Raw genomic sequence first — 23,256 nt, forward strand, 5'->3', positions numbered from 1 at the left:
TATGAAAAAGGAATATTTAACTTTAGATAAAATTCAAGGCCCTTTAATAGTATTATCTCAAGTAAAGGGAGTATCTTATGATGAAATAGTTGATATAGTAGTAAATGAAAATGAAAGAAAAAAAGGTAAAGTAGTTCAAATAGATGGAGATAAGGTGGTAATACAGGTATTTGAAACAACTACTGGCATATCTACTCAAAATACTGCTGTAAGTTTTACAGGAGGGCCTCTTTCTATAAGCCTCTCAGAGGATATTTTGGGAAGGGAATTTAATGGAGTGGGAGAGCCTCGGGATGGTGGTGGAAAAATATATACAAGCACTAAATATAATGTGAACGGAAGACCCATGAATCCTGCTGCTAGAAAATATCCTCGAAATTTTATTGAAACAGGTATATCTTCAATAGATTGCTTAAGTACTCTCATCAGAGGACAAAAGCTACCTATATTTTCTGGAAATGGCATGCCGCATAATGAATTAGCTGCTCAAATTGTAAGACAGGCAAAGTTAAGTGGAAATTCAAAGGGTGAGTTTGCAGTAGTATTTGCAGCTATGGGAATAAAGCATGATGATGCAAATTTTTTCAGAAAAAAATTTGAAGAAGCAGGAGTTGTAGAAAGGGTTGTTATGTATACTAATTTAGCAGATGACCCAATAGTAGAAAGAATTGCTACTCCACGCTGTGCATTAACTGCAGCAGAGTACCTTGCATTTGAAAAGGGAATGCACATATTAGTAATAATGACTGATATAACAAACTATTCCGAAGCGCTAAGAGAAATTTCATCTTCTCGGGAAGAAGTGCCAAGTAGGAAAGGGTACCCGGGATATCTATATTCGGATTTAGCTTCTCTTTATGAAAGAGCTGGAATGATGAAAGGAAGAGAAGGATCTATAACACAAATACCAATACTTACAATGCCAAATGATGATATAACACATCCTATACCTGATTTAACAGGATATATTACAGAAGGACAAATAGTTTTAAATAGAGGTATATACCAAAAAAATATATATCCTCCAGTAAATATACTTCCTTCCCTATCAAGGCTCATGAAGGATGGAATAGGTGAAGATTATACAAGAGTAGACCATCCAGATGTATCAAATCAGCTTTTTTCAAGCTATTCCCATGTTCAAGATGTAGTGGCACTAGCTCAAGTAATAGGAGAAGATGAGTTGTCGGAAATAGACAAAATATACATGGAATTTGGAAGGCAATTTGAAGAAAGATTTCTAAAGCAAGGATTTGAAGAAGATAGAAGTATAGAAGAAACCTTAGATTTAGCATGGGATATACTTTCAATTTTACCTAAGGGGGAACTTGATAGAGTAAACCCTAAAATACTTGATGAATATTACAGAGGTGAAGCTTAATGGAAAATATAGCTCCTACCAAGGCCAATTTAATAAGTGCAAAAAGTTCACTTGAGTTTTCTAAACAGGGTTTTGAACTTTTAGATAGAAAAAGAAATGTACTTATAAGAGAACTTATGGAATATGTAGATAAAGCAAAAAGTATTCAAGATAAAATCAATAAAATATTTTCAGAAGCTTATAAGGCGCTTGAAAGAGCTAATATAACTATGGGAATATATGAAGTTGAAGAAATAGCTATGGCAGTTCCTGAAGCAAATGATTATGATATACTTTTTAAATCTGTTATGGGGGTAGAAGTTCCGCGTGTATATTTTAACAAAGAATATATAAAACCATCCTATGGATTTTATAAGAGCAATACTGCAATGGATTTAGCATACCAAAGCTTTAATGAGGTGAAATATCTTATATATGAGCTAGCAGAATTAGAAAATGCAATATATAGACTTGCAGTTGAAGTTAAAAAAACACAGAAAAGAGCCAATGCACTAGAAAACATACAAATACCAAAGTTTAAGGCAACTGTTAAAAGCATTAGTGAAGTATTAGAAGAGAAGGAAAGAGAAGATTTCTTTAGGCTTAAAGTTGTAAAGAAGAAAAAGTAAGGAAAACAAGCAGTTTTAAGAATAAATTAAGCTTTTGTGTGATTTGCTTTAAAGGTATGAAAATTATATAATACCCATATATTTAAAATATATGGGTATTTTTTGAACTGTAAAATTAATTAAATAGAAAGTTTAAAAAGGTGAGAAAGCTATGAGAAAGGTATTGCATTTAGGATTAGATGTGGGTTCTACCACTGTAAAAATTGCAGTATTAGATGATTATTTTAATGTATTATATAGCAAATATGAAAGACATTTTTCGGACATTAAGAGCACTATGATAAAAGTAATAAAAGAAACCTATAAAATCTTTAGCGATTATCATGTAACTATAAAGGTTACTGGATCTGGCGGTCTTGCAGTTTCTAAGTGGCTTGATATACCTTTTATCCAAGAAGTAATAGCATGCACAACTACTATAGATAAATTTATACCCGAAACAGACGTTGCAATAGAACTTGGAGGAGAAGATGCAAAGATAACCTTTTTTCAGGGAGGCCTTGATCAAAGGATGAATGGAACCTGTGCAGGGGGCACGGGGGCATTCATAGATCAAATGGCATCACTTCTTAAAACTGATGCAGGAGGACTAAATGAGCTTGCAGGAAATTACAATGTAATATATCCTATTGCAGCTAGATGTGGGGTTTTTGCGAAAACTGATGTACAGCCTCTTTTAAATGAAGGAGCAGCTAAAGAGGACATAGCAGCTTCCATACTTCAAGCTGTAGTTAATCAAACTATTAGTGGACTTGCTTGTGGAAAAGTTATAAGAGGTAATGTGGCTTTTTTAGGGGGTCCACTTTGTTTTTTATCAGAACTAAGACAAAGGTTTAAAGAAACGTTAAATTTAAAGGAAGATCAAGTTATCTTTCCAGAAAACTCTCAGATCTTTGTTGCTATGGGAGCTGCCATTTCATCAATAGATGATAAAGCAATTAAGTTTAATGAGTTAAATGATAGATTAAAAATGTTGAATGAAAATATAAATGAAGAAACTAAATCGTTGCAGCCATTATTTTCATCTGAAGAAGACTTATTGAAATTTAAGAAAAGACATGATGAAAATAAAGTAAAAACTAAAGATATAACAGAACATAAGGGAAGCTGTTACTTAGGTATAGATGCAGGTTCCACTACGACTAAGGTAGCTTTAATTAACGAAAAAGGGGAGCTTCTTTATTCTCGTTATGGAAGTAATGAAGGAAATCCTTTAAAATCTGTAATTAATGTTTTAAAAGATCTTTATGGAAAATTACCTAAAGAAGCTAGAATTGTAAATTCTACAGTAACAGGTTATGGAGAAGGCTTAATAAAGAATGCCTTATCCATAGATATAGGTGAAGTAGAGACTATTGCTCATTATAAGGCAGCAAATTTCTTTTTACCAGGAGTAGATTTCATATTAGATATTGGTGGACAGGATATGAAATGCCTTAAAATAAAGGATGGGGTAATAGATAGTATAATGTTAAATGAAGCTTGCTCTTCTGGATGTGGTTCCTTTATTGAAGCTTTTGCAAGTTCTCTTAATATGCAGGTTCAAGATTTTGCAAAGGCAGCACTTGGAGCTAAAAATCCGGTAGATCTAGGTTCACGATGTACAGTTTTTATGAATTCAAAAGTTAAACAAGCTCAGAAAGAAGGAGCGACTGTAGGTGATATATCTGCAGGATTATCATACTCTGTAATAAAAAATGCACTTTTTAAGGTTATAAAGGTAAGAAATGCTGAAAGTTTAGGAAAAAAGCCAATTGTTCAAGGAGGAACTTTTTATAACGATGCAGTACTTCGTGCCTTTGAATGTGTTTCAGGAAGAGAAGCTGTAAGACCTGATATAGCGGGTCTTATGGGAGCTTTTGGAGCAGCAATTATTTCAAAGGAAAGATGTGAGGAATCACATATTACAACATTAATTCCGTTAGAAGAACTTGAAAGTTTCAAGTGGAATACATCTATGAAAAGGTGTGGAAAGTGTGCAAATAATTGTCTTTTGACTGTGAATAATTTCTCGGATAATTCTAAGTTTATTTCAGGTAATAGATGTGAAAGGGGAGTAGAAAAAGAAAGTTCTAGTGAAAGTGTACCAAACTTATTTGAATATAAATATAAAAGGCTATTTAACTATATTCCTCTGAAAAGAGAAGAGGCTATAAGGGGAAGTGTAGGAATACCAAGAGTTCTAAATATGTACGAAAATTATCCATTTTGGTTTACATTTTTTAATGAACTTAAATTTAGAGTGGAAATTTCACCTAGATCGTCCAAAAACGTTTATGAACTTGGACTGGAAACAATACCATCAGAATCTGCTTGTTATCCAGCAAAAATTGTTCATGGGCATATTATGAGTCTTGTTAATAGGGGAATAAATTTTATATTTTATCCATCTATTCCTTATGAACAAAAGGAATTTAAAGAAGCAAATAATCATTTTAATTGTCCTATAGTTACATCTTACCCTGAAGTAATTAAAAATAATATGGATATATTAAATGAAAAACATATTAAATTTATGAATCCTTTTTTACCTCTTGATGACGAAAGAAAGATGTTTAAAAGACTAAGAGATGAATTGAGTGAATTTAATATTTCAAATGTTGAACTTGAAAGAGCGTTAAAACTTGCATATGAAGAGGATAAAAAAGTTAAAAGTGATATAAGAATAAAAGGCGAAGAAGTAGTGAAATACTTAAATACTACAGGTAAAAAAGGAGTTGTGCTAGCAGGGAGACCATATCATTTAGATCCTGAAATAAATCATGGGATTCCTGAAGTAATAACATCTTTTGGTATAGCTGTGCTTACAGAAGATTCAGTAGCACAGTTAGGTAATGTAGAAAGGCCGTTAAATGTTGTAGATCAATGGGTTTATCATTCAAGACTTTATGCTGCAGCAAGTTTTGTAGCTAAGGAAAAAAACTTAGAACTTATACAGCTTAATTCTTTTGGTTGCGGACTTGATGCTGTAACCACAGATCAGGTACAGGAAATATTGAATTCTTATGGAAAAATATATACTGTACTTAAAATAGATGAAGGAAGCAATTTAGGTGCAGTAAAGATAAGAGTAAGATCTTTAATGGCTGCAATGCAAGAAAGAGATAAAAATGGCTTTGTGCCACATAAGATAATTGAACCAGAGAAGAGAGTAATTTTTACAAAGGAAATGAAAAAAAGACATACAATACTTTGCCCCCAAATGGCACCAATACATTTTGAATTAGTACAAGAAGCTTTTAATGAAGCAGGATATAATCTAGAAATACTTCCATCTGTAGATAGAAGTGCCATAGATGAAGGGCTTAAATATGTAAATAATGATGCTTGCTACCCATCTATAGTAGTAGTAGGACAGATAATCGAAGCGTTAAAATCTAGAAGGTATGATTTAGGGAATACTTCGGTTATAATTTCTCAAACTGGTGGAGGGTGTAGAGCTACAAATTATATAGCTTTTTTAAGAAGGGCATTAAAAGAAGCAGGTTTTAGCAGAATTCCTGTTATATCTGCAAATGTAGGAGGGCTAGAAAAAAATCCAGGATTTAAAATAAGTTTAAGTCTTATTAATAAAGGACTTATGGCACTTATTTATGGAGATCTACTCATGAGAGTACTTTATAAAGTAAGGCCTTATGAAAAAATTCCTGGTTCTACTAATCAGCTTTTTAGAAAATGGATGGATAAGTGCAAAGATAGTATAAGAAGTGGAAATCATAAGGAGTTTGAAAATAATATTTGGAGTATAGTTAAAGATTTTGATAGCCTAGAGGTAAAGAATATTCTAAAACCTAAGGTTGGAGTGGTAGGAGAGATATTGGTGAAATTTCATCCCACTGCAAATAATGAAGTGATAGACATTTTAGAAAAAGAAGGAGCAGAAGTAGTAGTACCTGATCTTTTAGACTTTTTTATGTATTGTGCTCATGGTGCTATATATAAACATGAAGAACTTTCAGGTTCGAAGGTTGCAGCTATTATTTCGAGTTCTGCTATAAAATTTATGGAACTTTATAGAAAAGAAATGAAAAAAGCACTCAATTATAGTAATAGATTTAGTGCTCCGCAAAGCATTGAAGTCTTAGCAGAAGGAGCATCAAAAATACTTTCGTTAGGGAACCAAACAGGAGAAGGGTGGTTTTTAACTGGCGAGATGGTAGAACTTATTGAAACTGGAGTTAAAAATATAATATGTATGCAGCCCTTTGCATGTCTTCCAAATCATGTAACAGGCAAGGGTATGATAAAGGAACTTAAAAGAATTTATCCAGGTGCAAATATAGCTGCTATAGATTATGACCCCGGTGCCAGTGAAGTAAATCAGTTAAATAGAATAAAGCTTATGCTATCCGTGGCAAATAAAAATCTTCAGTTTGAACAAAATGCAGTACGCCATAAAGAGCAAAAACAAGATTTTGTTCAAGATTACAATGAAGGATTTCATTTGGGAATGTAAATATAGAATGTAAAATAAAAAGAAGTTCCGCTAAAGCGGAACTTCTTTAAAAATTATCAACTATTAATTAAATTTATTATTAGAAGAAGTTTACGAATGCAGTAATTATGATTGCATTTGTAAAGTCTATTAAGAATGCACCAACTATAGGTAATACGAAGAATGCTCTTGGAGCTGGTCCGAATTTTTCAGAAACTGATGTCATGTTAGCTATACCGTTTGGAGTAGCTCCCATACCAAATCCGCAGTGTCCAGCAGCCGCAATTGCAGCATCAAAGTCTTTACCCATGAAGTTAAATGTAACAAATGTTGCAAATAAAGCCATAAGTATTGTTTGAGAAACTAATATTACAAGCATTGGGCCTGCTATATCCGCAAGTTCCCATAATTTTAATCCAATTAAAGCCATTGAAAGGAATACATTTAATCCTATGGTTCCAATTGCATCTGTACATTTTGCATTAATGTGCCATTTGCCAGTAGATTCGCCAACGTTTAATATTATAGCAGCAATTATCATCGCACTAACGTAAGCAGGAAGAGTTAGTCCCATATTCTTAAATACGTTTCCAAGTACTGCACCAATACCTATTGAAACTAAAACTATAGCAAGAGTTTTAAATAATTCTTCATAAGTAATTTCATCTACAACTTCAGCAGAAGCAGCAGCTGTATTTTGAGCTTCCTTAGAAATAGAAGGCTTTAAACCTTTTCTTTTAATAAGACTTTGTCCTATAGGTCCACCTATTATAGAACCCATAACTAGTCCGAAAGTTGCAGCTGCCATTGCAGCTGTTAAAGCACCTTGCATACCTTGGCTTTCGAATAAAGCACCAAAGGCAGCACCAGTACCATGTCCACCTGTCATAGTTATAGAACCAGCAATTAATCCAAGCTTTGGATCAATTCCAAGTACATTTGATAATATAACACTTAAACCATCCTGGAATATACAAAGCACAGAAGCAAGTAACCAGAATATAACAACCTGTAATCCACCTTTTTTTATTAAGTCTATGCTAGCACCCATACCTATTGTAGTAAAGAATACCATCATAAAAGGAGATTGTAACGTAGTATCCATTTCAAGTTTTAAAAGTCCGTTTTGTCTTAATATAAGGTTTACAATTGCAAATACAAGTCCACCAACAACAGGTGCAGGTATACAGAATTTTTCAAGTACGCTTACTTTTGATCTAAGCCAACCACCAAAGTAGTATACAACAACTGCTAAAGCTGTGGTCTGCATCATATCTAATTTAAATTGCATAAAAAATACCACCTTTCCTAAATATAAATATTAATATAAATATTGTTAAAATATTAATTATGTAAAAATAATATTAAGTTAAAAATAAATCATATATTTGATATCCTTAAGGAACATTTAATATACTAGCATAAATATTTTCATAATTCAACATTTTTTTATAAATAATTTTAATAATGCAATATTTTTCAGAAAATATTGAATGAAGATGGGACAAAATGTCGATAAAAATAAAATGTATATGATTACACAAACAATAATTTTTGGTGAAAATTATATTAAAATTAAATAATTGTTAATTTTGTAACCGACTTAAACTAGGAGGATGCGAGGGAATTGAATCGAGCAATCATAATAGAATAATACCAAGTGATAATTTATTAAATACATAAAATGTCATAATTCGTTAAAAATGAAGGGATGATTTTATAAACGGTCATATTTTAAAATATATACTAAGTACTAGAGGAGTGCGAAGAGTAAATAAATTATAAGCTTAGTGTGAAAAGTTTATAAAATAAAAAAAGCACTGAGGAACTTGTCCATCAGTGCTTTAATTTTAATGTTGATAATGTTATTTTAAGAAGTTTACGAATGCAGTGATTACGATTGCATTTGTAAAGTCGATTAAGAATGCTCCAACTATAGGTAATACGAAGAATGCTCTTGGAGCTGGTCCGAATCTGTCAACAACAGATTTCATGTTAGCCATTGCATTTGGAGTGGCTCCCATACCAAATCCACAGTGTCCAGCAGCCATAACAGCAGCATCGAAGTCTTTTCCCATCATATTAAATGTTAGATAGTAAGCAACTAACCACATCATAACAACTTGTGCTGTAAGTATTATAAGCATTGGTCCTGCAACTGCTGCAAGTTCCCAAAGTTTTAATCCAACTAATGCCATTGATAAGAATACGTTAAGTCCAATATTTCCAATCATATCAGTACATTTTGCATTTACACGGAATTTTCCAGTGCTTTCGCCTACGTTTAAGATGATAGCAGCTATAATCATTGAGTTAACATAGGATGGAAGAGTAATTCCAGCTTTCTTGAAGAATCCTTCAAGAACAGCACCGATTCCAATAGATACTAAAATAACTGCAAAAGCTTTGAATAATGAATCATAAGTTACTTCATCTTCAGCTTCAATAGTTCCAGCAGCTTCGTTTGAAGCATGAGCTGAAGCTGGCTTTAAACCTTTCTTTTCAATAAGCTTTTTACCAAGAGGTCCTCCGATTATAGAACCAGAAACAAGTCCGAATGTAGCAGATGCCATAGCAAATGTCATAGCGCCTTTGAGTCCCATGCTTTCAAATATTGGAGCGAAAGCACCACCAGTACCATGTCCACCTGTCATAGTAACAGAACCAGTTATAAGTCCAAGTAAAGGATTTTGTCCTAGTGCTGTAGCTAAAGCTACACCAAGGCCATCTTGAAGTATACATAATAGAGAAGCTAGTAACCAGAATATAACAACCTGAATACCACCTTTTTTAACAAGCTCTAAGCTTGCTGTAAAACCTATTGATGTAAAGAATACCATCATAAATGGTTTTTGTAATGTTGTATCTAAGCTTAAAGTTACAATACCGCTTTGCTTTAAAGCAAGATTTAAAAATGCGAATATAAGTCCTCCTACAACTGGGTCTGGAATACAGAACTTATAAAGTAACTGCCATTTTGATTTTACCCAGCCACCAAAGTAGTAAACTACTACTGCTAATGCAGTGGTCTGCATCATGTCTAATTTTAATTCCATAATAAGTCCACCTTTCTTATAAAAATTTAATTAAATTAGTGAAATATGAAAACGTTATGCTTGGTACACTTATTATTATACACAAAGTGATAAAAAAAGCAATCTAAAAAATTAAAAAAATGAATAAAAAATAAAAAAAAAATCATTTATCAAAAAAAAGTGAATAATATTTATCTTCTTGAATAAATATACCTTGATTTTTAACAAAAAATTTATAAAATTATAAGATTGTTATAAAAAATGTTAAAAAAATACAAATAATAATGCAAACAAAGATACAAAAATGTTGAAAAAAGCATTTTGGTGCTTTTGTATATTATATAATTATATATAAGTGATATCAATGGGTTGGTTATGAATTATTAAACAATATAATGCATTAAAATACTATATTTTAATGTTTTAAAGTGGATTTAAATATAAAATCAATATTAATGTATAATATGTTATAAATATTACCAAAATGATTAAATAATTATGAATAAGTCGTTTGTTGTTCTATTAGAATTAAGAAGAATAAGAAATGTATTCGATAAAGAATTTATTTTAAATGTGAAATAATACATACATGATATTTCATTTATCGACAAAAATATGGAAAATCAGAGATGGTATTTATATTAGTGATATATGATTGAATGATGCGTGTCTTTATGGTTTGCGAGAAAGGGTAGAAGAACAATATGATAAGTAAATACTAACCACCAATAATGAATAATATAAACATAATTTTCACTATTGATGATTAGTGTTCAACAACTTGAGCTAACTATACAAAAGTAATTGCAAGGTTCTATTTTGCAAAAAAGTTTGTGAAGGTTGTTATTATAAGAGCATTTGCAAAGTCTATTAAAAATGCTCCAACTATAGGTAGCACGAAAAATGCTCTAGGAGCTGGGCCAAATCTGTCTACAACAGATTTCATGTTTGCCATAGCTACAGGAGTTGCACCCATACCGAATCCACAGTGTCCTGCAGACATAACAGCGGCATCAAAGTCTCTACCAGTTAAATTAAATGTTACAAACATTGCAAATATAAATACTAGTATTGTTTGACATATAAGTATTACGACCATAGGACCCGCTACGGCTGCCAGTTCCCAAAGCTTTAAACCTATGAGAGCCATGGATAAAAAGACATTCAATCCTATGTTACCTAAAATATCCATACACCTACTGTTTACATTCCACTTGCCAGAAAGTTCACCGGTATTTAGTATTATTGCAGCAATTATCATAGAGTTAACATAAGACGGAAGTGTTAATCCTAAATTCTTGAAGAATTTTTCAAGTACTGCTCCTATGGCTATAGCTATAAGAAGAAGGGCAAAAGATCTAAACAATTCCTCGTAGGTAACTCTTTCTTCTATTTCATTTACTATGCTGCCTTTAGGTTTTTCTTCTTTTCTTGGTTCAAGTTTTTTTCTTTCTATTAATGATTTTGCTACAGGTCCACCTATTAGTGAACCAAATACAAGGCCCCAAGTAGCTGCAGCCATGGCAGCAGTCATTGCACCTTTGAGTCCCATGCTTTCATATAATGGGGCAAAGGCTGCCCCGGTCCCGTGTCCTCCTGTCATTGTAACAGAACCGCATATGAGTCCAAGTAGAGGGCTAGCGTTTAAAATTCCTGCAAGGGCTACGCCTAGAGCGTCTTGTAATACGGCAAGACCGGCGGCGCATCCCCAAAATATCAGAACTTGAACTCCGCCTTTTTTGATGAGTTCTAAGCTGGCTGTGAATCCTATAGAAGTAAAAAACACCATCATAAAAGGACTTTGGAGAGTGGTATCTAAATCAATTTTTAGTATATTGCTAAGTCTTAAAATTAAATTTAAAATGGAAAAGATAAGTCCTCCTACAACTGGAGCAGGAATACAAAATCTATAAAGTATAGTAAATTTTGTTCTTAACCATTCACCGAAGTAGTATATAACTACAGCTAATGCAGTGGTTTGCATCATATCAAGTTTTATGTTCATTAAACTCCATCCTTTCTTAATAATATTTAATCTTATAAAAGTTTTCCCTTAGAAAGGAATATTATACACAAGATATATGGAGTAAACCAAGTTGCAAGATAGAAATAAGAAACGTAAAAAAGAGAAAAGTAATAATTTTAAATTTTAAATGAAAAAACAAAAATGCCTGTTCGAAATGAACAGACATTTTTGTTTTTTCATAAATTCACTTTTAATATTTTATTAGAAAGGTATACTATTTGAAGATATTAGCAAATGTAGTTATAATTATTGCATTAGTGAAATCTATTAAGAAAGCACCAACTATAGGTAATGCAAAGAATGCTCTTGGAGCAGGTCCGAATCTTTCTACAACTGATTTCATATTTGCCATTGCGTTTGGAGTAGCACCCATACCAAATCCACAATGTCCAGCGCTCATTACTGCAGCGTCAAAGTCTTTTCCCATTACATTGAATGTTATATAATAAGCAAATAACCACATTACAATAACTTGAGCTATAAGTATTATAAGCATTGGTCCAGCAACTGCTGCAAGTTCCCAAAGTTTTAATGATATTAAGGCCATGGACAAGAAGATATTAAGTCCGATTGAACCGATTATTTCTGTACATTTTTGGTTAACGTGCCATTTACCATTTGATTCACCAACATTTAATATAATAGCAGCTATAATCATTGCGCTAACGTAAGCTGGAAGAGTTATCCCTAATTTCTTAAAGAAGTTTCCAAGTACTGCTCCGATTCCAAGAGCTACTAAAAGTAAAGCAAAGCTTTTAAATAATTCGTCATAAGATACAACTTCTTCAGCTGCAGCATTAACTTCTGCGTCAGAAACATATAGTTCTGGATGAGGTTTAAGATTTTTCTTTTCTATTAATTTTCTACCAAGTGGTCCTCCTATTAATGAACCGGATACAAGACCGAAAGTTGCAGCTGCCATAGCAAATGTTGTAGCACCTGCAAGTCCCATTTTTTCGAACTCTGGACCAAAGGCTCCACCTGTGCCGTGTCCGCCTGTCATTGTAACAGAACCAGTGATAAGTCCGAGTAAAGGATTTTGTCCTAATGCCTTAGCGATTGTTACACCAACTGCATCTTGAACGATACAAAGAACGGATGCTAATGCCCAAAATATAACAACTTGTATTCCGCCTTTTTTAACAAGTTGTAAACTTGCTGTAAATCCTATAGAAGTAAAGAAAACCATCATAAATGGACTTTGTAATGTGGTGTCTAAAGTTAATTTTAACGCACCACTTTGTCTTAAGAAAAGGTTTAATATTGAGAAGATAAGTCCGCCAACAACTGGATCTGGAATACAAAATTTGTAGAGTAATTTCCACTTAGATTTTACCCATCCGCCGAAGTAGTAAATTACTACCGCTAATGCAGTGGTTTGCATCATGTCCAATTTCATTTCCATAATAAGTCCACCATCCTTTTAAATAAATTTAAATAAAATAATAATGATAAAAATTAAACAACTTGTACTGAAAACGTTAACCTACAGTACAATTATTATTATACATCAAATTATAAAAAAATCAATCTAAAAAGTTAAAAAAATGAATGTTATTTTAAAAATTATTCATTTTTCAGTAAAAAATGAATAATATAAAATTGAAGTTATAATAATACAAAAAGTTATAAAAAAATTAATAATTTAATTATATTATGAAAAGAAATAACTATTTAAAATGATTGTTTTATACAAAATTTTACAAGATATAGTCGAAAAATAAATAATAAATCTATTGGTTTTATTGTTAAATATATTAATGATTATTGATTTGAAAGGTTGATAATAAATGGTTCTCAAAATAAAACTTATTTTGCATACTAATAAATTCTTTTAATTTATTTCAAAAAAATATATAAATATATGTATATGTGTTTATAAAACAATTATAATAAAATAAAAATATTAATAAAATGTTAAAAAATGATGGGTTAAGATGCGAAATTTGAAGTTTTTTACAAAAATTTAATAATATAAAAGATATTATTAAAAAGAAAAATGAAATATTATTTTTAATATATTTCATATATGTTCCATTATATTGAATTTAAGGGATATATATAAAAGCTGCTTTGTAATACAACAAAGCAGCTTTGAAAATACTATTTTACTTCGTTTAAAACTTTAGCTCCTATAGTGTTATTAACAATATCTTTGAATGGTGGTCTTTTAGGAATTAGATCTGATTTATAAGACTGTATTACATCCATTAATTTTGTCATAGATTCTTCCTTTAATATAGGATCTTCTGCAAAAGCATTTATACCTCTATAATTCTTTACAACAGATATGATTACATCCTTATCTGTTCCAGGGAAGAAAGATATTATAGATTCAGCTACTTTTTCGTCACTATTATTTTTAACCCATAGCTGTCCTTTATATAAAGCTTTTGTGAAGCTTTCCAGAAGAGCTTCATTTTTCTGTATATATGACTTGGTTGCAAAAAATGCAGTATATCCCATGTCTCCAACAGATTCTCCAATTGAAGCTACTATTTTACCTGAGTTATCTTTTTCAAGCATTGTGGCTGTAGGCTCAAATAAAGCTACATAATCTCCGGTACCTGCTTTAAAAGCTCCAGAAGTTGCAGTGAAAGCTAAGTTTGTAATGAGTTTAACATCCTTAGCAGGATCTAATCCATGATCTTTAAGGGCATATTCTAATGCCATTTCAGGTACGCCACCAGGTCTTCCGCCAATAATAGTTTTCCCTTTTAAGGATTCCCACTTGAAGTTATCTTCTTTAGTTCTTCCTACAAGGAAGGAACCATCTTTACGAGTTAAGTTAGCAAATATAACTGGAAAATCTTCTCTGTTTTGATTGTAAATGTAGATAACTTGCTCAGGACCGCAAAAACCTATATCAGCACTTCCGCTCAATACTTGCTGCATGGTTTTATCTGCACCTTGGCCTGTTGTAAGATTGATTTCTATGCCTTCTTCTTTAAAGAAGCCATTATTTACTGCAGCGTAAAATGGAGCATAGAAAACAGAACGAACAACTTCATTGACATTTACTTTTACTATTTTCTTTTCCTCGGTCTTAGTATTACCGCTGCAGGATACAAGTGCTGCTAGTAAAGTTACTATGACAATAATATAAGAAATAAGTTTAAGTTTTTTATGTTTCATAAAAACCTCCGATTAAACTTTTTTATATTCTTATAATATGTAAGATATGGTTAAGTGTGATAATATATAAAATAGCAAATAATAGTAATGATTTTGAAAGTTAAGCTTTTATAAGCTTGTTTTAATTAATACTAACTGTCTATATAAGAAAGGGGGATAACTGTGAGTGGAATTAGTAAAAAAAGATTAATACTTATTTTGATTATACCAATAATAGTCTCAGCGATATTCTATATCTATAAAAATAAACCCGATATAAAACAGCCACAAAATGTTGTGCTAGAAGTTGCAGGTGATATAAACTTTCCGCCATTTGAGTATTTAGATGAAAGTCATACATATGTAGGATTTAATGTGGATTTAATAAGAGCTGTGGCACTGAGAAGCGGAATGGAAGTTAAATTTACTCCTATGAAATGGGAAGATGCCTGTGAAAAGCTTAAGCAGGGAGAAGTAGATATAATAGAAGGAATGAAGCGAACTACTGAAAGGGATAAGCTATATGATTTTTCTGAAGAAATACTTACAAATTCCCAAAGTATTTTTGTGTTAAATGAAAATAATTACTTAAATAAATATGAGGATTTGGTTCAGCATACAGTAGCTATACAAAAGGGGGATGTAGCTGTTAATAATTTACAAAACATGGAAGGGGTAAAGATAATATTTACAAAGGATCAAGAAGATGCTTTTAAGAAGCTTTTAAGTAAAGAAGTAGATGCTTTTATAGGTAATACATTAACCGGCGTGTATTATGCAAATAAGCTAAGTATCAATAACAAGCTGAAAATTGTGGGTGGTCCTTTGAATTCTACAGCATATAGCATTGCAGTAAGAAAAGGAGACAAGGCAACTTTAGAACTCTTGAACAAGGGCATAAAAGAAATAAAAGAAAATGGCACTTATGATATGATTTATACAAAATGGTTTGGACAATCTTTTAAGTACTCTAATTGGTATGTAAGGAATACACTTAAATATTCATTAATAGCCATGTGCATTTTTCTTATAGTGCTTTTTTTAATGTATATGTGGAATGATAAGCTTAAAGAAGAAGTAGAAAAGAAAACTAAAAGTTTAGAAATGGCTAATGAATCTTTAAGAAAAAAAGATAGGATGGAATCTCTAGGAATCTTAATGGCAGGTATAGCACATGAAATAAGAAATCCTTTAACTTCTATTAAAACTTATGCAGAATTGCTTCCTAAAAAATATGATAATCCTAAATTTAGAGAAATGATAAGTAAAGATATACCTTATGAAATAGAAAGACTTAATAATTTAATAAATGAGCTTTTAGAGTATTCTAAACCTAAAAAGGCATTTAAAGAAAATACAAATTTATATGAAGTCGTAGAAAAAATACTAGCTCTCACAGCTAATAAAATACAAAAAGAAAATGTAAAAATAAATATAGAGATACCTAACAATATATTTATATATGCAGACAAGAATCATCTTAAGCAAATAATTATAAACTTAATACTAAACGGCATAGAATCACTTAATAAAGACAAAAAAATAATAAATATAAGTACTATGGAGAGCTTGGGGAAGATTTATTTAATGATAGAGGATAATGGTTGCGGTATGGATAAGGATGAGTTAAATAAAATATATGATCCATTTTATACTACAAAGGCATCAGGAACAGGATTAGGGCTTTTTGTATGCTATCAGCTTATGGAAGAAAACAGTGGAAGGATACATGTATCGAGTGCAAAGGGTGAGGGAACTTCATTTATATTAGAATTTAAAAGTTTAGGAGATGGTGAAAGTGTTTAAGGTATTGGTTATTGATGATGAAAGCTCTATATGTACAGCGTTAAGCTTTGCCCTAGAAGATGATTACGAGGTTTTCACAGCAAATAATGAAGAAACTGCGTTAGCTATTATAAATGAAGTTGATATAAATATTATACTTTTAGATTTAAGATTAGGGGATGAAAATGGAATAGAGATTTTGAAAAAAATAAAGATTGTAAACAAAGAAATAATGGTAATTATGATGACTGCATTCGGAACTATAGAGTCTTCTGTGGAAGCTATTAAAAATGGAGCGTTTTACTATATTACAAAACCTATTAATATGGAAGAGCTTGATATTCTTATGAAAAAGGCTGAGGAATACATAGGATTAAATAGTAAAATAAAATACTTAAGTGATAAGGTAGATAAAAATTATAATATAATAGGAAGCTCCTCTAAAATGAAGGAAGTTTTCAATCTAATAGATAGAGTTAAAGATGTAAACATAAATGTATTTATAACAGGAGAAAGCGGCACTGGAAAAGAACTTGTTGCAAGGGCGATTCATTTTAATGGAAAAAGAAAGGACAAGCCTTTCAATGTAATAAATTGCTCGGCAATACCAGATAATCTTTTAGAAAGTGAGCTCTTTGGATATAAAAAAGGTGCTTTCACAGGTGCAGCGGAGGATAGAAAAGGAATAATAGAACTTTCAAGTGAAGGTACATTATTTCTAGATGAAATAGGTGATATGGATATAAACTTGCAAACTAAGCTTTTAAGAGTAATTCAAGATAAAGAAATAAGACCTGTTGGTTCTAATAAAATTATAAAAGTGGACGTTAGATTTATATCTGCTACAAATAAAAATTTAAAGGAAGAGGTCAAAAGAGGTAATTTTAGACAAGACTTATTTTATAGATTAAACGTAATAAATATACAAATTCCTCCGCTAAGAGAAAGGATGGAAGATATGCCTGAAATCATAGAATATTTTATAAAAAAATATAGTAATCAGTTTGAAAAGAGAATAAATGGCATAACAGCAGGAGCGCTACAAGCTTTAGAAGGGTATAAATTTAATGGGAATGTACGTGAACTCCAAAATATATTAGAAAGAGCTGTGGTGTTAACAAGAAACGAGTATATAGATAAAGAAGATTTACCTCCTGAAATTTTCGAATCAGAAAATATACTCCTATTAAAAGATCATCTTATACCAATTTATGTGGGGGAGGATATGAAGACTATAGAAAAAAAGGTTATAGAATATAACTTAAAGAAATTCAAACAAAATAGAAAAAATACTGCTGAAGCTTTGGGGATCAGCGAAAGAAACTTAAGGTATAAGATTAAGGAATACGAGCTATGATAGTTGCTAACCTAGTAACCAGTGGCCAGTGGTTACTAGGTTAACATATTGGTTACTAAAAAATGCTTTGCATTTTTACCGTCTATAAACGGGAACGTCAAAAAAGTCGAATTTTAAGTTAGAAATTTCTGAATTTATAAAATACATAGACGTTTTAACGACGAAGCTGATATATAATAAGAGTGTAAGATAAATACGCAATATAAATATTTAACATATAGGGGGATTTAAAAATGATAGGAAATTTTGATATTTCAGAAGCTATGGAAATTAAACTTGATGATTATTTACCAGAAATGCCTAAGTTTGTTCAAGGAATAAGAAGAGCTCCAAATAGAGGTTTTCACCTTACACAGGCACAAACAGAGGTAGCGCTTAAAAATGCACTTCGTTATATACCAGAAAAGTATCATGCAGAGTTGATTCCGGAATTTTTAGAAGAGCTTACTACAAAAGGAAGAATTTATGGATATAGATTCCGTCCAGAAGGAAGACTTTACGGAAAGCCAATTGATGAATATAAGGGAAATTGTATAGAAGGTAAAGCTTTTCAGGTAATGATAGACAACAATTTAGATTTTGATATTGCACTTTATCCTTATGAATTAGTTACATACGGAGAAACAGGTAGCGTATGTCAAAACTGGATGCAGTACAGATTAATTAAAAAATACTTAGAAGTGATGACTCAAGATCAAACTTTAGTTCTAGAATCAGGACATCCTCTAGGATTATTCAAATCTAAGCCAGATGCACCAAGAGTAATAATTACAAATGCACTTATGATAGGTATGTTTGACAACTTAAAGGATTGGGAAATCGCTGAAGAAATGGGAGTTGCAAACTATGGACAAATGACAGCAGGTGGATGGATGTATATAGGACCACAGGGTATTGTTCATGGAACATTTAACACTATATTAAATGCAGGAAGGACAAAACTTGGAATTCCAAATGATGGAGATTTAAGAGGAAGAATATTTGTAACTTCAGGACTTGGTGGAATGAGTGGTGCTCAAGGTAAAGCAGGAGAAATAGCAAATGGTGTTGCTATAGTTGCCGAAGTTGATAAATCAAGAGTAGATACAAGACTTGAACAGGGCTGGATTAAAAAATGGTCATCAAACTTAGAAGAAGTTTGGGCAATGGCTGAAGAAGCTAAAGCTAAAAAAGAAGCTATGTCTATAGCTTACCATGGTAATATAGTAGATTTACTTCAATATGCAGTAGACCATAATATTCACATAGATTTACTTTCAGACCAAACATCTTGCCATAATGTTTATGAAGGTGGATATTGCCCAGCAGGTATTACATTTGAAGAAAGAACAAGACTTTTAGCAGAAGACCCAGCTAAGTTCAGAGAATTAGTAGACAAGACTTTAAAACAGCATTTTGAAGTTATCAAGACTTTAACTGAAAGAGGAGTATATTTCTTTGACTATGGTAACTCCTTTATGAAGGCTATATATGATGCTGGAGTTAAAGAAATCTCTAAAAATGGAATAGACGAAAAAGATGGATTTATTTGGCCATCCTATGTTGAAGATATCATGGGACCACATTTATTTGATTATGGATATGGACCATTTAGATGGGTATGCTTAAGCGGAAAACATGAAGATTTAAGAAAAACAGATCATGCAGCTATGGAATGCATAGATCCAGAAAGAAGATATCAAGATAGAGATAACTATAACTGGATAAAGGATGCTGAAAAGAATGCATTGGTTGTAGGAACTGAAGCTAGAATATTATATCAAGATGCTATGGGAAGAGTAAATATTGCCCTTAAGTTTAATGATATGGTTAGAAAAGGTGAAGTTGGTCCTATAATGCTTGGAAGAGACCATCATGACGTTTCAGGTACAGATTCACCATTTAGAGAAACTTCAAATATTAAAGATGGAAGTAACGTAATGGCTGATATGGCTGTACAGTGCTATGCTGGTAATGCTGCAAGAGGAATGAGCTTAATAGCTCTTCATAATGGTGGAGGAGTTGGAATTGGTAAATCTGTAAACGGTGGATTTGGATTAGTTCTTGACGGAAGCCACAGAGTAGATGAAATAATAAAATCAGCTATGGCATGGGATGTTATGGGCGGAGTTGCTAGACGTTCATGGGCTAGAAATGAGCATTCTGTAGAAACTGTTGTTGAATACAATAAGATGAATAAAGGAACTGATCACATAACAATACCATATATTGCAGATGAAAACATGGTGAAAGAAGCAGTAGGAAAAGTATTTAATAAATAATTTGGTTTTTAATAGTATACTGATTTCAGTAAACTAGGAGTAGAGGATATAAATTAGGGATTAGGCTAAGGTGCTAGGAGATAGGAAATGAGAAGATTTTGATTATACAAAGTATCTCAAAACCTAGTACCTAGTGTCTAACCCCTAAAGTCTTTATCCTAGTTTTTGTATATATAGATAATATATATTCTAAAGGTTGACAATTAAAACTTGTAAGTGGAGGATTTATGGGGAATGGGGATAAGATAGTAACTTGTGCCCCTAACTTTAGTGAAGGCACAGATATAAAGAAAATAGATAAAATTATTGATGAATTTAGAGGAATAGAAGGTATAAAGCTTTTAGATTATAGTTATAATAAAAAATTTAATAGATCATCAGCAGTTATAATGGGAAATCCTAAGGATGTTAAAAATGCAATGATGAATGCAATGGGGATAGCATTGGAACTTATAGATATGGAAAAGCATACTGGGGATCATCCAAGAGTTGGAGCTGTTGATGTGATACCTTTTATACCATTAAAGAACATGAGCATGTTAGAAGCTATAGTTATTTCGAAAGAGTTTGGAAAAGAAGCATCTTTAAACTATAATATACCAATATTTTTATATGAAAAATCTGCCTCAAGTCCTAATAGAGTAGATTTATGTAATATAAGGATGGGGGGATATGAAGGGATAAAAAACAAACTTAAAAGACCAGAATGGAAGCCAGATTTTGGACCAGATAAGCCTCATCCTACAGGAGGAATCAGTATAGTAGGGGCTAGAATGCCTTTGGTGTGCTTTAATATAAAATTCAACACATCGAATTATGCACTTATAAAAAAAATAGGTAAAAGCATTCGAGGCTCTGAAAGAGGGTTTAAATGTTGTAGGGCATTGGCAGTAAAACCAAGCAACGATGAGGCTGTGGTGCTTGCTGTGGTTTTAACGGATTATAATAAAACAGGACTTTATACAGTTTTTGAAATGGTTAAAAGAGAAAGTGAGAAATTTGGGGTAAATATTATAGGAACGGAAATAAGTGGACTTGTATCTATGGAAGCTTTAGTAAACAGCGCAGTGTACTATTTGCAATTAGAGGATTTTTCTATGGAACAAGTAATAGAATATAAATTAATGGAGTAGGTGATTTTATGTTAAAAGGAAATTTAATAATAATAAATTCAGCAGAAATAGTAACGCCTTTAGGAAATAAAGCAAGTTTTGGTAAAGAGATGGGTAATTTGAATGTAATAAAAAATGGAGCAGTTGTAATAAAAAATGGAATTATTGAGAAGGTAGGAACTACAGAAGAAATATTAAAGTTATATAATCAAGAAGATTTTCAGGTTATAGATGCAGAAGGAAAAGCTGTATTACCTGGATTTGTAGATTCCCATACTCATTTTGTATTTGGGGGATATAGAGCAGAGGAGTTTTCATGGAGACTTAGCGGGGTAAGCTACATGGAAATCATGAATAGAGGAGGAGGCATAGTTAACAGCGTAAGAGGAACAAGAGATGCTTCTGAAGAAGAGTTATATAAACTGGGGAAAGAAAGGCTAAATTCTATGCTATCCTTTGGAGTAACTACTGTAGAAGGAAAAAGCGGATATGGATTAGACTTAGAAACAGAATTGAAACAACTTAAAGTAATGGATAGATTAAATGAAGATCATCCTGTAGATATATGCAAAACTTTTTTAGGTGCTCATGCAGTACCAGATGAATATAAGGGAAGAACTCAAGAATATATTAATTTCATGATTGAAGAAGTGCTGCCAAAAGTTGCAAAGGAAAACTTAGCAGATTTTTGTGATGTGTTTTGTGAAAAAGGAGTATTTTCAGTGGAGGAATCCAGAGAAATACTTTTAAAAGCTAAGGAATTAGGCATGAAATTAAAACTTCATGCAGATGAAATAGTACAGCTTGGAGGAGCAGAGCTTGCTGCAGAACTTAATGCGGTGTCAGCAGATCATCTTTTACATGCATCGGATAAGGGAATAGAGGATATGGCAAGGGCAGGGGTTGTAAGTACTCTTCTTCCAACTACAGCATTTTGTTTAAAAGAGCCATATGCCAGAGGAAGATTTATGATAGACAAGGGATGTGCTGTGGCACTTGCTACAGATTTTAATCCAGGTAGTGGATTTACAAATTCTATACCACTTATGTTTGCATTAGCTACAATATATATGAATATGAGTATTGAAGAAGCAATAACAGCAATGACTTTAAATGGTGCTGCGGCTATAGGTAGAGCGGACAGCATAGGAAGTATTGAAGAGGGTAAAAAAGCAGATTTAGTGATATTAAAATATCCTTCTTATAAATTCTTGCCATATCATACTGGAGTAAATATAGTAGAAAAGACTATTAAAGATGGCATGGTGGTAATGATTAACCAGTAAGCTGAATTGGCTATTAACTAATGATTAGGCAATAAGAGGAAGTTTGTTGAAGGCAAACTTCCTTTTATAATATATACTAGTAACGGGTAAGCTCTTAGTGTTTAATTTTGCTCTGAATTTTGTTACAATATAATATGTAAACGAAGTCAAAGAATGGGGGAGAAAAATTTGAACCTTATGAGTGCTTTTGAGTTTATAGGAACTGTAGCTTTTGCCTTTTCAGGAGCTATAATTGGAATACGAAAGGAAATGGATATATTTGGGGCTATAATACTTGCAATAACTACAGCTATAGGAGGAGGGATTTTTAGAGATATAATAGTAGGAATACTGCCACCTACATCTTTTGTAAATCCAACGAATTGCTTTATAAGCATAGCTACTGCAATAATAGTTTTTGTTTTTTATAATAAGCTAAATAAACTTTCGCACCTTGTGCAAATTTCTGATGCTATAGGACTTGGAGCCTTTACTGCTATAGGAGGGAACGTAGCACTACATACACTTCCTACAAATTTCATGATAGTATCTTTAGGACTTTTTACAGGAGTTGGAGGAGGAATACTTCGAGATGTGTTTGCTAAAGAAATTCCATTTGTATTCAAAAAGGAAATATATGCAGTAGCTTCCATACTAGGAGGCATAAGTTTTATATTTACATATAAAAGCTTGGGGATAGATAGAGCTTCATACATATGTTTTTTTGCAACATTTGTAGTTAGAATTATTTCAATAAAAAGAGGATTACATTTACCAGTGGCTAAGGTTAAGCAATAAGAATTAAGTTGTATTAAAACTTTAATTTAGTGATGAGAGGTTGGAGATTAAAATCTCTCCAATACCTGAGAATTAGAAA

The 23,256-nt window shown here is 32.0% G+C and carries 14 protein-coding genes; 9 read left to right on the plus strand and 5 right to left on the minus strand.

From position 1 onward, the window contains the following. Position 1 precedes the first annotated feature (1 nt). From JOC70_RS07310 to JOC70_RS07320, 3 genes are all read left to right on the plus strand, one after another. The gene (locus JOC70_RS07310) at positions 2-1,381 is read left to right on the plus strand and encodes a V-type ATP synthase subunit B (protein WP_204598231.1); all 1,380 of its coding nucleotides are present in this window, start codon (positions 2-4) and stop codon (positions 1,379-1,381) included. After that, positions 1,381-1,989 carry a V-type ATP synthase subunit D gene (locus JOC70_RS07315; RefSeq protein WP_204598232.1) on the plus strand — a complete coding sequence of 203 codons (609 nt, stop codon included), beginning with the start codon at positions 1,381-1,383 and terminating at the stop codon, positions 1,987-1,989. The genes JOC70_RS07310 and JOC70_RS07315 overlap by 1 nt, the downstream gene beginning before the upstream one ends. Positions 1,990-2,140: 151 nt before the next feature. Next, the gene (locus tag JOC70_RS07320) at positions 2,141-6,445 is read left to right on the plus strand and encodes a 2-hydroxyacyl-CoA dehydratase (protein ID WP_204598233.1); all 4,305 of its coding nucleotides are present in this window, start codon (positions 2,141-2,143) and stop codon (positions 6,443-6,445) included. Positions 6,446-6,524: 79 nt separating this feature from the next. Here the strand turns inward: JOC70_RS07320 and gltS (JOC70_RS07325) are convergent, their stop codons facing one another. The 5 genes from gltS (JOC70_RS07325) to JOC70_RS07345 form a co-directional block, all read right to left on the minus strand. Then, positions 6,525-7,715: a sodium/glutamate symporter gene (gltS, locus tag JOC70_RS07325; protein ID WP_204598234.1), complete on the minus strand. Its 1,191-nt coding sequence runs from the start codon at positions 7,713-7,715 to the stop codon at positions 6,525-6,527. Positions 7,716-8,289: 574 nt separating this feature from the next. Beyond that, positions 8,290-9,480 (minus strand): sodium/glutamate symporter, encoded by a 1,191-nt coding sequence (gene gltS / locus JOC70_RS07330; RefSeq protein ID WP_204598235.1) that lies wholly within the window; start codon positions 9,478-9,480, stop codon positions 8,290-8,292. Between the two features lie 793 nt (positions 9,481-10,273). Further along, complete coding sequence (gltS, locus tag JOC70_RS07335; RefSeq protein ID WP_204598236.1) at positions 10,274-11,464, minus strand: sodium/glutamate symporter; 1,191 nt, start codon at positions 11,462-11,464, stop codon at positions 10,274-10,276. Between the two features lie 235 nt (positions 11,465-11,699). After that, positions 11,700-12,890 carry a sodium/glutamate symporter gene (gene gltS, locus JOC70_RS07340; RefSeq protein WP_204598237.1) on the minus strand — a complete coding sequence of 397 codons (1,191 nt, stop codon included), beginning with the start codon at positions 12,888-12,890 and terminating at the stop codon, positions 11,700-11,702. A 698-nt stretch (positions 12,891-13,588) separates the two neighbouring features. Then, positions 13,589-14,620 carry an ABC transporter substrate-binding protein gene (locus JOC70_RS07345; RefSeq protein WP_204598238.1) on the minus strand — a complete coding sequence of 344 codons (1,032 nt, stop codon included), beginning with the start codon at positions 14,618-14,620 and terminating at the stop codon, positions 13,589-13,591. 162 nt (positions 14,621-14,782) lie between these two features. Here JOC70_RS07345 and JOC70_RS07350 point away from each other — a divergent pair, with 162 nt between their 5' ends. The 6 genes from JOC70_RS07350 (at position 14,783) to JOC70_RS07375 (ending at position 23,177) form a co-directional block, all read left to right on the plus strand. After that, positions 14,783-16,405: a transporter substrate-binding domain-containing protein gene (locus JOC70_RS07350; RefSeq protein ID WP_204598239.1), complete on the plus strand. Its 1,623-nt coding sequence runs from the start codon at positions 14,783-14,785 to the stop codon at positions 16,403-16,405. Continuing rightward, positions 16,398-17,741: a sigma 54-interacting transcriptional regulator gene (locus JOC70_RS07355; RefSeq protein WP_204598240.1), complete on the plus strand. Its 1,344-nt coding sequence runs from the start codon at positions 16,398-16,400 to the stop codon at positions 17,739-17,741. Before JOC70_RS07350 ends, JOC70_RS07355 begins: the two co-directional genes overlap by 8 nt. 233 nt (positions 17,742-17,974) lie before the next feature. Next, a complete protein-coding gene (locus tag JOC70_RS07360) occupies positions 17,975-20,002 on the plus strand; it encodes a urocanate hydratase (protein WP_204598241.1) in 2,028 nt (675 codons plus the stop codon). 227 nt (positions 20,003-20,229) lie between these two features. Then, positions 20,230-21,135: a glutamate formimidoyltransferase gene (ftcD, locus tag JOC70_RS07365; protein WP_204598242.1), complete on the plus strand. Its 906-nt coding sequence runs from the start codon at positions 20,230-20,232 to the stop codon at positions 21,133-21,135. 8 nt (positions 21,136-21,143) lie between these two features. Then, on the plus strand, positions 21,144-22,400 hold the full coding sequence (hutI, locus tag JOC70_RS07370) for an imidazolonepropionase (protein WP_204598243.1): 1,257 nt from the start codon (positions 21,144-21,146) through the stop codon (positions 22,398-22,400). 177 nt (positions 22,401-22,577) lie between these two features. Then, entirely contained in the window at positions 22,578-23,177 is a 600-nt protein-coding gene (locus JOC70_RS07375) for a trimeric intracellular cation channel family protein (RefSeq protein ID WP_243429083.1), read from the plus strand. Positions 23,178-23,256 lie beyond the last annotated feature (79 nt).

Source organism: Clostridium pascui (assembly GCF_016908015.1).
Lineage (GTDB): Bacteria > Bacillota > Clostridia > Clostridiales > Clostridiaceae > Clostridium_AK > Clostridium_AK pascui.